Here is a 13,157-nt window from a genome sequence, read left to right as displayed (position 1 = left end):
CCTTTTACACCCCTATTCGCAGCATTGGACACTCTACGCAAACGCATAATAGTGTCGATAACATTATCATCGTAGGTATTTGTCACTGTGAGCGATCTGTATACCGCCGAAGGCACAATGGATAAAAATTCCCTCTGGCAGCGCTATGTTCCTTTAGTGCGCCATGAAGCCTTGCGTTTACAGGTTCGCCTTCCCGCGAGCGTCGAGCTGGACGATCTGCTGCAAGCAGGAGGCATTGGCCTGCTGAGTGCCGTTGAACGCTTCGACTCTTTGCAGGGAACCGCCTTTACCACCTATGCCGTGCAGCGCATCCGAGGCGCGATGTTGGATGAGTTGCGCAGCCGGGATTGGGTGCCGCGCAGTGTGCGGCGTAATGCGCGGGAAGTGGCACAGGCGATGCAACAGGCGGAACAACAACTTGGCCGTGCGCCCACGGAGCAAGAAGTGGCGCAGTCGTTGAGCATCACGCTGGAAGATTATCGTCAGATATTGCTGGATACCAATAATAGCCAGCTGTTTTCTTACGATGAGTGGCGTGAAGAACACGGCGACAGCGCTGAAGCGCTTCTGGAAGGCAACGAAGAAGCGAATCCGCTACATCAGCTGATGGAAGGCAGTTTACGCCATCGCGTGATGGACGCTATCGAGAATTTACCCGAGCGTGAGAAATTGGTTTTGACGCTCTATTACCAGGAAGAACTCAACCTGAAAGAAATTGGGGCGGTTCTTGATGTCGGTGAATCTCGTGTCAGCCAGTTGCATAGCCAGGCGATAAAGCGACTGCGCGCGAAGCTTATGCAGGAACAGTAACCACTGCGTGCAGGAATAGTGTTATCAAAGGATATCAGGCTTTACGCTCGAGCATGTCTCACCGCGTCATGGGCACATCATGTCGCTGCGGCGTGTTCGGCTGTGTAACCGTGATATCCACTCTCATGGAATGGATTCATGTTATCTTCACCGCGAAAAAAGCAGCTTCTTAGCCGCTATCTGAAAGACTTCAAACACAAGCAAACCCATTGCTCAAATTGCAGAAAACCCCTCGATCGCGTATCGCTGGTGTTTCGCAACCAGCTTATTAATAAAAAAAGTTTGGGTGATTTCGATCGCTTGATTGAAGAGGATGTATGGCTGTCGCTACAAGATGAACTTATTCCGGTGTGTCGTTTTTGCAGCGAAGTTTTTTGTAACACACACACCAGTTATTTCAAGATCAAAGATTTTACCCAATATCTGATCGACCAAACGGATGTCCGCCATAGCACCATGCGCGAATATGTTATCCGGCTGCGGCGGTTGGATGACATCCTGCTGGCGAAGAATCATCCGGCAGAGACGTTTTCACCCGCCGGTGTGCAACAACGACTTGGTGAATATTTACCCGAGAAAGAGCACATGCTGTATCGCAGTGCGTTGCGTAAATATGACCAATATCTCTCCTGGCAACGCCTCTATTGATCTTTTAACGATACCGAACCGGTAGTCGTCGTGTTCGGCATCTCGCTGTGTGTCAGGCGGGCAGGGCGGTGTCCCTGCCTGCGGCCCTGTCCGGTCTGTCAGAAAAAAATGAAGCGGTAAAAGTCTGTAACGGCAAAGGGTTATATTTTTTGCCATAGATAAATGTTATGGAACTGTAAAAAACGCTTGCCAACGCAGGGCATTTTATTGCAATGTCATCTTACTGACATCAACCCGCGTTATTTTTTCCGGGTGATGATCGGGAGTTCTAATACGGTCAATCATTATTCTGTGGAATAGTTGTTGCTACAGTGAGGAACGCACATGGTAATGTCCTTTTGGGGACCCAATCAGCAACTTCTGACATGTCGTTTTCAATATCACCTCTGTTGTCGCCGTCATCAAACGCGATGGTCGATAAAGGGAGGTGAGGGGCTCACTGCCCGTGTGAATTTCTCCCGCAGCACATCTTGTCATTATTCTTCTCTACTGCTTCATCATTTTTTAGCCCTCGCGCCCACCTTGCGGGACGATATTATCGTCCGCCGCCGTCATTGGCGGTGCGCTACGCTTGTCTCCAGTATCGGCTTAATAAGGAAGCCAACCTCGTTTGTGAGTGAAACGTCACGCACAGTGGTTATGTGCGGTAAGTGAAACAAACTGTAAGGTGCCACTATGGGAAGACAAAAAGCAGTGATCAAAGCGCGTCGTGAAGCTAAACGCGTTATTCGTCGTGATTCACGCAGTCATCGCCAGCGTGAAGAAGAATCGGTCACTTCTCTGGTCCAGATGGGGGGAATTGAGGCCATCGGTATGGCGCGAGAAAATCGCGATACGTCACCGATTGCTGCGCGTACCATCGCCCAGGAGCATTACTTGTCTGCAATAGAAAATAAACAGTTAATCTTTGCCACCGGTGAGGCGGGGTGTGGCAAAACGTTTCTCAGTGCGGCCAAAGCGGCTGAAGCGCTGATTCATAAAGAGGTTGAAAGGATAATTGTTACCCGGCCGGTGCTACAGGCCGATGAGGACCTTGGCTTTTTACCTGGCGACATTACTGAGAAGTTCGCACCCTATTTCCGCCCGGTGTATGACGTATTGCAGCGGCGTCTTGGCGCATCGTTCTTGCAATACTGCTTGCGCCCGGAGATTGGGAAAGTGGAAATCGCACCGTTTGCTTATATGCGCGGGCGTACATTCGAAAATGCCGTGGTGATCCTTGATGAAGCACAGAATGTCACGGTGAATCAGATGAAGATGTTCCTGACCCGTCTGGGTGAAAATGTCACGGTGATTGTCAACGGTGATATTACGCAATGCGATTTGCCTATCGGGGTGAAATCCGGTTTGCAGGATGCACTGGATCGTTTTCAGGATGATGACATGATCGGCATTGTTTCTTTCCGCGCATCGGATTGTGTCCGCTCGCAATTGTGCCAGCGCACGCTCTTCGCTTATAACTGATACATTCTGCCGTCAGCGTAGTGACTTACACTGACGGCAGCTTTTCGACCCTCGCTGTTCGGCCCTATGCTTGCCACTGAGATCCCCCCCTGAAACGCCAACGTCTTTTTTCTGTCATCACGCCGTCGCATTGCTTTTTTACCCTACCAATTCCGATATAAAGTCCCAAAGAGGATGCCCGTATGTTTATGTTTTTCCTGCTTTACTGTCAGGCGGTTTTTACACGCCTGTCCTCCCCACTGCGTTATCTCGCGTTGCTGCTATGGCAATGCCGGGTTGCACAAAACCTCTATCGTTCACTACGTGGAGCGGAGCGATGAACCGCTCGGTGGATATCACGGTGAGCGGCCTCTGCTTTCACATTGCGCAGCAACCGATTCTGCGTGACATCGATCTGCACGTGCCTGCCGGCACGGTCCTTGCGTTGTTAGGTCCTTCCGGCTGCGGCAAAAGCACGCTGCTCAAACTGCTGGCGGGGCTACTGCAACCGACGGATGGCAGCATTGACTTCGGTGGCGTTCGGGTCGCGGAGGCGCGTTTTAGCGCACCGCCGGAGCAACGTGATTTAGGCATGGTGTTTCAGGACTATGCGCTGTGGCCGCACATGACGGTGCGTGAGAACGTGGCTTTTCCGTTGAAAATGCGCGGCCTTAATGCGGCGCGCCGTAAAGAGAAAACGGATGCCGCTCTGGAACGTGTCGGGCTGCAAACGTTGGCCGAGCGCCATCCCTCCGCGTTGTCGGGAGGGCAACAACAGCGTGTCGCGTTGGCGCGCGCCGTGGTGGCCGAGCCTCGGATCCTGCTGTTCGATGAACCGCTTTCCAATCTTGATCGCGATCTCCGCGAGTCACTCAGTAAAGAGATGTCGGCATTACTGCGTCAGTTAGGCACGACAGCGGTGTATGTCACGCACGATCGCGAAGAGGCGAACACCATGGCCGATGCGATTGCCACTTTATCCGCGGGCCAACTGGTCTCCGTTTCCACCTTAAAGACAGAGTAGGGGCGTTATACGATGAACATGAACACAGTAAACCTCAGCACAGTTTCCCTCAGCAAAAAGTTAACCTCAGGAGTATTAACAGGTATGGCGCTTTCTTTGGTCATGGCAAGCAGCAGTGCGCTGGCATTGACGGTGTATACCGCCGGTCCAGGATCGTTAAGCAGCAAGCTGGCAGCCGGGTTTGAAAAGGAAACCGGCGTTAAAGTCGATATCTTTCAAGCCACCACCGGCAAAGTGATGGCCAGGCTCGATGCCGAGCAAGCGAATCCGCGCGCGGATGTGTTGATCTCCGCCTCGTGGGACACCGCTACGGATTTGCAGCAGCGTGGCTGGCTGCTGGCCTATGAAAGTAAAAACGCAGCCCAGGTGCCTGCACCGTTTAAAACCCCTTATTACGTTGCACAGGGCATTTCTGCGCTGGGCATTGTGTGGAACAGCAAGAGTGGGACACCAGAGCCGAAAGATTGGCAAGATTTGGCCCAGCCTGCATTCAAAGATAAGGTGACCACGCCCGATCCGGCGCTTTCAGGTGCTTCGTTAGACCTGATTATCGGGTTACAAAATGCGCAAGGTGAGAACGCCTGGAAACTATTTGATACCTTGAAAAACAACGGGATGATCGTGTCTGGCCCTAACGCGCAAGCGTTGACGCCAGTGCTGCAAGGCGCCAAGGCTGCCGTATTTGGTGCGGTGGATTACGTGGCCTATAACAGCGTTGAACAAGGTGAGTCGATCAAGGTGATTTTCCCCACCAGCGGCACCGCGATTGCGCCGCGTCCGATGATGATTCTGAAAAGCAGTCAGCATCAGGAACAGGCAAAAGCATTCGTCGATTATGTGCTCTCTCCCGCTGGGCAAGAGGCCGTTGCTGAGGCCTGGTTGATGCCTGCACGTCAGGATATTGATGCCAAACGCCCGTTGTTTAAATCTCTGACGCTACTCCCGGAAGGTGATGCCGCCAGCACCTCACGTAACGCTATTCTGGCGCGTTTTGCGAGCCAGTTCGGGCAACGTTAAGGATCAGCAGCGCCAGCCCACTGCTGGCGCAGGAGTTAAACATGAGAGGTTTTGCATTATTGCCACTGGTGACGGTGGCAATACTTTTCGTGCTGGTGGGTATTCCCGTTATCTTTGTCGTGCTGCAAGCCGTTTTCCCGGGGCTTGAAGAAGGCTCGATGCGTGAGCCATTGAGTGCATTTATTGCCGTGGCACAGGATCCCCGACTTGGTCCATTGCTCTCTAATACCTTCGGCATTGGTATCGGTGTTGCATTATTGAGCGGCTTGTTAGGGGTAACGCTGGGCACCTTGCGCGGGTTGTTCCATATTCCCTATGCCCGCGTGTGGGATTTGTTATTTCTAATCCCCTTTTTGATCCCTCCCTATATCTCGGCCCTGTCGTGGATGCTTGCATTGCAAACGCGTGGCTATCTGGAACAGCTTTTCTCGTTCAAGTTCAATGCGCTGCTGTTCTCATTGCCCGGCATGGCGATAGTGATGGCGTTAAATATTTTTCCTGTGGTCTATTTTGCCGTCTCGCGCAGTATGGCGAGTCACGGCGGGCGTCTTGCGGATGTTGCCCGGGTACATGGCGCGGGTCCATGGGCGGCATTTTTCCGTATCACATTACCGCTGGCATTGCCTGCGATTGCGGCCAGTACCCTGCTGGCGTTCGCGCTGGCAATCGAGGAGTACGGTGTGCCTGCCGCGATTGGCCCGCATGCAGGGATCCAGGCACTTACCACTGGGATTGAGCAACGTCTTGCCGATTGGCCCATCGATCTTTCCGGTGCAGCCGTGCTGTCGTTGTTGCTGGTTGCATTGGCATTGACGGCCTATACGGTTCAGCGCGCGCTCACTGCGGGAAAAGACGTTGGCACCATTACCGGGAAGCCAGCGGCTATTGTCATTCGCGATCCGGGGCGCTGGACCTTGCCCATCATCGGGTTGTTCTCGTGTGTCGCGGTGATTGCGGTAGGCATTCCGGTGAGCGCCATGTTGGCAACCGCCTTTTCCGGCACCCTATCCGGCGGGTTATCCGCAGACAATGTAACGCTAAGGCATTTCAGTGCCGTACTAAGCGGTAAGAACCAGGCGCTAAGTGCGCTCTCAAGCAGCATGGGATTGGCCAGTGGCACTGCGCTACTGACTGGGGTTGTCGGCACGCTGGTTGCCTGGCTGGTGACGGTAAGACGTGTGCGCGGCGCAGCGCTATTGGATGGTCTTTCTCTGTTGCCCGTGGCGCTGCCCGGCATTGTGGTTGGCTTAGGGCTGATATTGGCCTGGAACCGAAGCTTCTGGCCGATTACGCCCTACAACACCTGGGCGATTCTTCTATTGGCCTACAGTTGCTTGTTGTTGCCTTATCCCATCCGCTATGTGAGTGCGGCATTGCGTCAACTTGGCCCTAACCTGGAAGCTGCCGCACGCGTTCATGGCGCCTCGACGTTGAAGGCATTGCGCTACGTGGTGGCACCGCTCATTTTCCCCAGCTTGCTGGCGGCGATGTTGCTGGTGTTTGCCGTAGCCGTTCGTGAACTGGTGACCTCATTGCTCCTGGCACCGGCGGGTGTGCAAACCACGGCTATCTTTATCTGGCGACAGTTTGAGCAGGGATCAGTAGGGCAGGGAATGGCGATGGCAACGGTGGCAATGACGGTAAGTCTGGTAACCATGCTGCTGGGGATTCATTTGTATCAGCGTTTTCAGCAGGGGGAATGAGAACCTGGCTACACCCTAAAAGCAAAAACGCCCCTGATTACTCAGGGGCGTTCTTTTATATGGCGGTGAGAGAGGGGTTCGAACCCTCGATACGCTTTCGCGTATACACACTTTCCAGGCGTGCTCCTTCAGCCACTCAGACACCTCACCGGGGGTTGCCGTTCAAGGGCAACGGGGCGCTACTATAGGGAGTCGGCCGCCTTCGGTCAAGCAGAATTTTATGGATTTCACGCATCTGATTACACAGTGAACGCCTGACGTGAAACGGAGGGAATTGAATGCGATAACACGACGAGCGACACGCGAACAAGCGAGCATTGGCGCATAAAAAAACCGCAGGTGTTTCCACCCGCGGCTGATTAATCGATACGGCAGCTTTCCCTATAGGGGAATTATGCCAGCAGCGATTTGATAAAGCTGGTCAGTTCTGCATCTTTGCTGTTAGCAAAGAAGTATTCCTGGAATTTAGCACCAGAAATAGCACCTTTAACCAGATCCTGATCCAGATTTTTCAGGATGGAGATCAGATCGTTATAGGTAACTTCTTTTACCGCGTCCAGGATCTTCTTGTTGCGCTGTTGCGGAACAACACGGTCGCTCGGGTAGCCACGGCCACCTTCTTCTTTGAACAGCTGAGTGAACAGGTTTTCCAGGTTCAGCTCTGCGCCCCAGCCGAAGCCTTTGGCATACGGCAGAGAAACCGCGTTACCGTTGTTGATCTGGGAGAACAGGTACGCATCGGACGGGTCAACAACCAGACCACAAAGCACGCCCGGGAAAGAGTTACAGGCCAGCATCGCACCCTGGCCAGTGCCGCAACCGGTTACCACGAAATCAGCAGCACCGGAGTTCAGCAGGATAGCTGCCAGAATACCGTTCTGGATGTAGGTCAGTTGTGCTGCGTCATCAACGGCGTACTGACCGTAGTTGTATACGGTGTGACCTTGCGGTGCAACGGCTTTAGTCAGCGCTTCGGCAATGATAGCGTTCTTGGCAGCCTGGCTGTTCTCGTTAATCAATGCAATTTTCATGTTCGTTCCTTTATTGTGACGGACAACTACAAATACTAAAACACTATTTCATTTCGATGGGTGCAGTATACCTTGTCAAAAATAAAGCGCAAATCATCCCAACGTAGAATTGCCTTTGCTGTGGCAAAACCGGGCCTGTGCCACATTTTCATTGTTATACATTACCTGACAAACAACGGGCATAACAGGCTCTACTATGCATAGATACAGGTAATGTTCGCCTGGCGAGCACAGATGATAATGATATCAACAACGGGGAAACGGCCATGAGCCAATGGATGCAGCAGATACAAACGCTCCTGGGAGCTGCGGGAGCAAAAGCGGGTTCGGCAGCGAGCAGCACTAAAAACGGCAACCTGGGCGATATGCTGAAACCTGCGGCGTTTGGTGGGTTGGCCGGGGTGTTGCTGGCGAACAAATCCACAAGAAAGATGCTGGGGTCTCTGGGTAAAAATGCCTTGATCATCGGCGGGAGCGCTGCTGCGGGCGTCATGCTGTGGAATCAATACAAAAAGCGTGTACGCGATACCCACGTTGAGGATGCCGATTTCGGCGCTCAGTCATCCAGCGATAACGTGCGTGCCCGTCGTTTGATCATGGCATTGGTCTTTGCGGCCAAGAGCGACGGGCATATTGATTCGGCAGAGCAGCAACGGATAAAAGAGAACGTTCAAGAGCTGCAACTGGGAGCTGAAGCCGAAACCTGGATACAAGAGGCTATTGACCAGCCGCTGGATCCCGCATTGCTAGCGCGTGGCGTCAAGAATGAGGATGAAGCGTTGGAGGTCTACTTTTTAAGCTGTGCGGTGATTGATGTCGACCACTTTATGGAAAAAAGCTACCTCGGTGCGCTCGCACAGGAGCTGAAAATTCCGGCAGACGTCTGTGAATCGATCGGTAATGAAGTGCAGACCAAGCGAGCCGTATTGTAACGGCGCGGGGAAAGCGTGGACGGTCGGGAAACCGTCCACATGTTGCGCTTAGAACGCGGTGGTATCTTTGAACAGGCCCACTTTTAATTCGTCAGCCGTGTAGATCTGCTTTCCATCAACCAACACTTCACCATCGGCAATGCCCATCACCAAACGGCGATTGATAACGCGCTTGAAGTGAATACGGTAGGTGACTTTTTTAGCCGTTGGCAATACCTGACCGGTGAATTTCACTTCACCTACGCCCAGCGCACGGCCTTTACCTTCACCGCCCAGCCAGCCGAGATAGAACCCGACCAACTGCCACATGGCATCTAATCCCAGGCATCCAGGCATTACCGGATCGCCGATAAAGTGGCAACCAAAGAACCACAGGTCAGGCGTAATATCCAACTCGGCTTCAACGTAGCCTTTGCCATGATTACCGCCGTCTTCCGTCATTTTGACGACACGGTCCATCATCAACATGTTCGGGGCAGGCAACTGGGGGCCTTGAGGGCCGAACAGTTCACCGCGGCTAGAGGCAAGAAGGTCTTCTTTCGTATAAGATTCGCGTTTATCTACCATATTCTCAGTAAGCCTTATTCTAGTGAAGCACGCAGGTTAGCTTACACCTGTAAGCTGAGCAACCCAGAAACATCTGGTTAAACCAGTTTCTCACCGAAAAAACCACGGGAAGCGGCGTCGCTCTGGCGGTGAGAATTGCGCAATACGCTCTTTAATCAAGCCCAACAGATTTGGCTGTTGTTCATCGTCATAGAGCATGTTGGTCAGTAACGTGACGGCTTCCGGCACCGTTTCCACCGGAATGATATGGAATTGCCCGGCACGAACGGCCTCAACCACATCGGCATTCAGACTCAAGTGGCGAAGATTGGCCGCTGGAATAATGACACCCTGATTGCCGGTGAGTTCTCGCCGCTGACAAATATCAAAGAAGCCTTCGATCTTCTCATTGACGCCGCCAATGGGCTGCACGCGACCAAACTGATCGACCGAACCGGTAATGGCGAGTTGCTGATTGATCGGTTGCAGCGACAAGGCGCTAATTAATGCGCACAGCTCGGCCAGCGATGCACTGTCACCATCGACTTCACTGTAGGACTGCTCAAACACCAGCGATGCGGAGAAGGGCAGTTGTTGCTCAAGCTCCAGTTCGGAAATCAGAAATGCCTGCATGATCATCATGCCCTTGGCGTGCAAATTACCCGCCAGTTCAGCTTTGCGATCGACATCGGTAAATTCGCCATCGCCAGGATGAACAACACAGCTAATGCGTGTGGGTTCACCAAATGCCACCGGATGGCCGGGGTATTCAAGCACCGAAAGCCCGTTGATTTGGCCAACGACTTCGCCCTCGGTTTCGATCACTATCTGTCCCAGCTCAATTTCGTCATGCATACGCTCGGCCAGATAGCCTTCTCGCCAGCGTTGGGCTGCGATCGCATCCGTGATGGTTTGCGCAGTGATATGCGCTTCCTGAGCGTAAATGGCAATGTGCTTGAGCTGATGCGTAAGCCACTGCGGACAAAGCGGCAGGCTGCCCTGATCGCCGCTGTAGCGCACGGCTAATTGCAGCAGTGAAGGCCAGGCATCCGCTGCGAGCAAGGGGAGATGATTGGCGGTGCATAACGCATTAATGTATGCACACCAGCGTGACATATCCTCTTCGTCAATCAGCGGCAACTCGGATTCAAATTCACCGTACACGGCCAAGTCACGCAGGTCGGGTTCAATATCATGCAGATCGCCAAGGCTTTCGCGGTCGCCGACCACCATCAGCCGAATATTCATCGGCATTGACGGAATCGCGAGAGGCAAAGGACGCCTTTCATCCGGTGAAAGCCAATGGTATTGGCCTTCTGCGATAATTTGCTTTAAGCGTAACCACAGTAGCGGTTGTGCTAACAAGGTTCGCGCAGTCAGGATCAACGTCCCGCCATTGATACGGTGTAATAATCCGGGTTGCAGGCTAATGCGTTCCTGAAAATAACGGACACAGCCGAATAACTGTTCTGCTTCGATCCATGCCTTGAACTCGCATGCCTGCTGGGCCGCGAAATTATCGTCAAGTTGCTGCGCCGGTTGAATATCAATCCGATCGTGCTCAATACGATAACGGCTGCCGCGCGGGGCCGCGATCGGTGGGCACAGATGCCTTACCGCTCCGGTAATGAGCGCGAGGTAATCATGGGTCTCTTCTGCCTTCACCAACATATAGGGAGACGGTGAGTGAGGATGGCAAAATACCTTCAGGCTATCTGCCAGCCGGGGCTGAAGCGCAGCAAAATCCAGCGATTCAAGCGTGTCTGCCCGATCGAACAGAGACTGGTAAGGCGTATGGTCGGGCAGCAGATGCTGCCATGCAAGTTGGTTATTGGTCAAAGTATCAAAGGTAGTTGTCTGAATGAAGAGCGTGATTATACAAGAATAATACCTGCTGCACAGACGAAGTGTTGGAACGTTAAGGAAATAGATAATTGATGTGTGATGACGCCACCTCTTGACGTTGTTGGCAAAAACGTGAGCCCTGAGAGGAAAGTTGACTAAAAACTGTTATGCTAAGGTAAGCGTTACACGGTCACTGAAGAATTTATCATGAAATATCAACAGTTAGAGAATCTTGAGTGCGGTTGGAAATGGAAATATCTGGTGAAAAAACACCGGGAAGGTGAAGCCATCACGCGTTTTATTGAGCAGAGTGCAGCTGATGATGCGGTAGACGCGTTGCTGAAAATGGCGAACCAACCGGTGCTGGTGCTTGCCTGGATTAAACAGTGCATGAACCCTGGATTGGAGACTCGTCTTAAGCAAACGATACGTGCACGCCGTAAGCGCCATTTCAATGCCGAAAGCCAACTCACGCGCAAAAAATCTATCGATCTTGAATATCTGGTTTGGCAACGGCTGGCGGCATTGGCAACCCGTCGCAATGTGACACTGTCAGAAACCGTAGTGCAACTGATAGAAGATGCTGAGTCCAAAGAGCGCTATGCCAATCAAATGTCACTGCTAAAGCAGGATCTGAAAGCGATTCTTTCTCAAGACGACAGCGATACAAAAAAGCGCTGATCAAAAAAAGAACCGTTTAAAAAGGAAGTAAAAAAAAACCTCGCAATCGCGAGGTTTTTTATCAGTACCCGGTTATTCAGAAACGAATAACTTAAGCCTGAGGCTGAGCAACAACGTCTTTGATGCCTTTCACTTCGATCTCAACGCGACGATCCGGTGCCAGGCAGTCAATCAGCGCTGCACGCGGTTTCGTGTTATCGCAGGTAGAGCCGGTAACCGGGTTGGATTTACCCATACCGCGAGCAGAGATCTTGTTAGCCGGGATACCCTTGGATACCAGGTAAGACACGACGTTCTGAGCACGACGCTCTGACAGCGCCTGGTTAGCTTCTACAGAACCGATGCGGTCAGTGAAGCCCAGAACAACAACAGAACCGTCTTTAGGATCCAGGTTGCTCAGTTGGCTGTACAGTTGGTCCAGAGACTGGCGACCTTCTGGTTTCAGCGTGTCTTTACCGAAGTTGAACAGAACGTCAGAACGCAGTGTGAAACGCTTGGTTTCAACAACCGGAGCTGGCGCAGCAACAGGTGCCGGAGCAGCAACAACCGGTGCCGGAGCATCACCCTGACCGAAACGGTAAGAAACGCCAACGCTCATCAGCAGGTTATCAGGACGTGCACCAACGGTGCCAGCATCGCCAATGTTGTTGGTCCACTGGTAGTCAACGCGCGCAGCCCAGTCACGATCGAAAGCATATTCGATACCAACAGCAGCCAGCGGGGATACGCCAGTGTCGCTGTCGCTCAACTGAGTAGCACCATTTTTGCCGTTTGCGTCAACACGCCATACCATGCCGCCCAGACGAGTATAGACGTCCAGATCTTGCATTACCGGGTAGCTTAATTTCGCGGCCAACTGAACGCCCTGAGCTTTGAAAGCGGCACTGTCAGTTGCACTGTTCTGGGAGCCTGAATATTTCAAACGGCCCAGCCAGTCATAACCTAATTCAAAGCCCAGATATTGGTTTGCCTGATAGCCGACGAATGCGCCTGCGCCCAGTTTACTTTTGATCGGGTTGTTGTTGATACCGTCGAAACCATTACCGTAGAAGCCGGTGTCGTGGAACTGGGAAACACCCAGTTTGCCGCCAACGTACCAGGTTTCTTCTTTGGGGGCTGCTTGTGCTACTGTAGCAAAGCCAGCCAGTGCCACTGCAATTGCGATAGCTGTTTTTTTCATTTTACGCCTCATTATCATCCAAACCGGCAATCAGCATTAATGCCAATAGGCCTTTGGTTAAATCCTTGACTGAAGCCACTGCTCTTTATTTATAGCTTGCTGCCAGACAACTGGCATTATGCAAAGAGCAACTCCAGCGGGTTAAAGTCTACAACGTGATACGAAAGTTACAAGTACGATATGATCTGCCTTGTAGAAAAAACAGCGTTTCATACATACTTCCTAACAAATAATAGTTTATTTTGGCGAATCGCAACGTTTATCCGTAATGGTTGACACGCATCACACCTGCATATC

Annotated in this window: 12 protein-coding genes and 1 tRNA gene; 8 read left to right on the top strand and 5 right to left on the bottom strand. The window is 52.3% G+C overall.

Going from position 1 to position 13,157, the window contains the following annotated elements; genetic code table 11:
• The first annotated feature begins 87 nt into the window (after nucleotides 1-87).
• From J5067_RS06970 to J5067_RS06945, 6 genes are all read left to right on the top strand, one after another.
• Complete coding sequence (locus tag J5067_RS06970; protein WP_264643116.1) at nucleotides 88-810, top strand: RNA polymerase sigma factor FliA; 723 nt, start codon at nucleotides 88-90, stop codon at nucleotides 808-810.
• Between the two features lie 138 nt (nucleotides 811-948).
• Entirely contained in the window at nucleotides 949-1,458 is a 510-nt protein-coding gene (gene fliZ, locus J5067_RS06965; RefSeq protein ID WP_264643115.1) for a flagella biosynthesis regulatory protein FliZ, read from the top strand.
• Nucleotides 1,459-2,133: 675 nt separating this feature from the next.
• Entirely contained in the window at nucleotides 2,134-2,922 is a 789-nt protein-coding gene (phoH, locus tag J5067_RS06960) for a phosphate starvation-inducible protein PhoH (RefSeq protein WP_264643114.1), read from the top strand.
• A gap of 316 nt (nucleotides 2,923-3,238) precedes the next feature.
• A complete protein-coding gene (locus J5067_RS06955; protein WP_264650746.1) occupies nucleotides 3,239-3,925 on the top strand; it encodes an ABC transporter ATP-binding protein in 687 nt (228 codons plus the stop codon).
• Between the two features lie 12 nt (nucleotides 3,926-3,937).
• Nucleotides 3,938-4,942, top strand: coding sequence for an ABC transporter substrate-binding protein (locus tag J5067_RS06950; RefSeq protein WP_264643112.1), 1,005 nt, complete (start codon nucleotides 3,938-3,940; stop codon nucleotides 4,940-4,942).
• A gap of 41 nt (nucleotides 4,943-4,983) precedes the next feature.
• On the top strand, nucleotides 4,984-6,645 hold the full coding sequence (locus tag J5067_RS06945) for an iron ABC transporter permease (protein ID WP_264650745.1): 1,662 nt from the start codon (nucleotides 4,984-4,986) through the stop codon (nucleotides 6,643-6,645).
• Between the two features lie 60 nt (nucleotides 6,646-6,705).
• Here J5067_RS06945 and J5067_RS06940 read toward each other — a convergent pair.
• Nucleotides 6,706-6,795: transfer RNA gene (locus J5067_RS06940), tRNA-Ser, on the bottom strand.
• A gap of 242 nt (nucleotides 6,796-7,037) precedes the next feature.
• Nucleotides 7,038-7,676 (bottom strand): RpiB/LacA/LacB family sugar-phosphate isomerase, encoded by a 639-nt coding sequence (locus J5067_RS06935; RefSeq protein ID WP_264643110.1) that lies wholly within the window; start codon nucleotides 7,674-7,676, stop codon nucleotides 7,038-7,040.
• Between the two features lie 266 nt (nucleotides 7,677-7,942).
• Between J5067_RS06935 and J5067_RS06930 the strand changes: the two genes are divergently transcribed.
• Nucleotides 7,943-8,608: a tellurite resistance TerB family protein gene (locus J5067_RS06930; RefSeq protein WP_264628684.1), complete on the top strand. Its 666-nt coding sequence runs from the start codon at nucleotides 7,943-7,945 to the stop codon at nucleotides 8,606-8,608.
• A gap of 48 nt (nucleotides 8,609-8,656) precedes the next feature.
• Here J5067_RS06930 and fabA read toward each other — a convergent pair whose 3' ends face one another.
• Together fabA and J5067_RS06920 are read right to left on the bottom strand one after the other, a co-directional pair.
• Nucleotides 8,657-9,175 carry a bifunctional 3-hydroxydecanoyl-ACP dehydratase/trans-2-decenoyl-ACP isomerase gene (fabA, locus tag J5067_RS06925; RefSeq protein ID WP_264643108.1) on the bottom strand — a complete coding sequence of 173 codons (519 nt, stop codon included), beginning with the start codon at nucleotides 9,173-9,175 and terminating at the stop codon, nucleotides 8,657-8,659.
• A gap of 90 nt (nucleotides 9,176-9,265) precedes the next feature.
• Entirely contained in the window at nucleotides 9,266-10,993 is a 1,728-nt protein-coding gene (locus J5067_RS06920) for a Lon protease family protein (RefSeq protein ID WP_319802383.1), read from the bottom strand.
• 213 nt (nucleotides 10,994-11,206) lie between these two features.
• Here J5067_RS06920 and matP point away from each other — a divergent pair, with 213 nt between their 5' ends.
• Complete coding sequence (matP, locus tag J5067_RS06915; RefSeq protein WP_264643107.1) at nucleotides 11,207-11,680, top strand: macrodomain Ter protein MatP; 474 nt, start codon at nucleotides 11,207-11,209, stop codon at nucleotides 11,678-11,680.
• Between the two features lie 91 nt (nucleotides 11,681-11,771).
• Here matP and ompA read toward each other — a convergent pair whose 3' ends face one another.
• Nucleotides 11,772-12,860: a porin OmpA gene (gene ompA / locus J5067_RS06910; protein ID WP_264650744.1), complete on the bottom strand. Its 1,089-nt coding sequence runs from the start codon at nucleotides 12,858-12,860 to the stop codon at nucleotides 11,772-11,774.
• Nucleotides 12,861-13,157 lie beyond the last annotated feature (297 nt).

It is taken from the genome of Candidatus Symbiopectobacterium sp. NZEC151 (genome assembly GCF_025962655.1).
GTDB lineage: Bacteria > Pseudomonadota > Gammaproteobacteria > Enterobacterales > Enterobacteriaceae > Symbiopectobacterium.
The sequence above is the reverse complement of the archived record's forward strand: the minus strand, read 5'-3'. Positions and strand labels throughout refer to the sequence as shown.

What these genes read in the sequence shown, in the direction of transcription:
- ompA (WP_264650744.1), bottom strand. Translation starts at nt 12,860, where the DNA reads ATGAAAAAAACAGCTATCGCAATTGCAGTGGCACTGGCTGGCTTTGCT.
- J5067_RS06945 (WP_264650745.1), top strand. Translation starts at nt 4,984, where the DNA reads ATGAGAGGTTTTGCATTATTGCCACTGGTGACGGTGGCAATACTTTTC.
- matP (WP_264643107.1), top strand. Translation starts at nt 11,207, where the DNA reads ATGAAATATCAACAGTTAGAGAATCTTGAGTGCGGTTGGAAATGGAAA.
- J5067_RS06950 (WP_264643112.1), top strand. Translation starts at nt 3,938, where the DNA reads ATGAACATGAACACAGTAAACCTCAGCACAGTTTCCCTCAGCAAAAAG.
- fabA (WP_264643108.1), bottom strand. Translation starts at nt 9,175, where the DNA reads ATGGTAGATAAACGCGAATCTTATACGAAAGAAGACCTTCTTGCCTCT.
- J5067_RS06930 (WP_264628684.1), top strand. Translation starts at nt 7,943, where the DNA reads ATGAGCCAATGGATGCAGCAGATACAAACGCTCCTGGGAGCTGCGGGA.
- phoH (WP_264643114.1), top strand. Translation starts at nt 2,134, where the DNA reads ATGGGAAGACAAAAAGCAGTGATCAAAGCGCGTCGTGAAGCTAAACGC.
- J5067_RS06955 (WP_264650746.1), top strand. Translation starts at nt 3,239, where the DNA reads ATGAACCGCTCGGTGGATATCACGGTGAGCGGCCTCTGCTTTCACATT.
- fliZ (WP_264643115.1), top strand. Translation starts at nt 949, where the DNA reads ATGTTATCTTCACCGCGAAAAAAGCAGCTTCTTAGCCGCTATCTGAAA.
- J5067_RS06935 (WP_264643110.1), bottom strand. Translation starts at nt 7,676, where the DNA reads ATGAAAATTGCATTGATTAACGAGAACAGCCAGGCTGCCAAGAACGCT.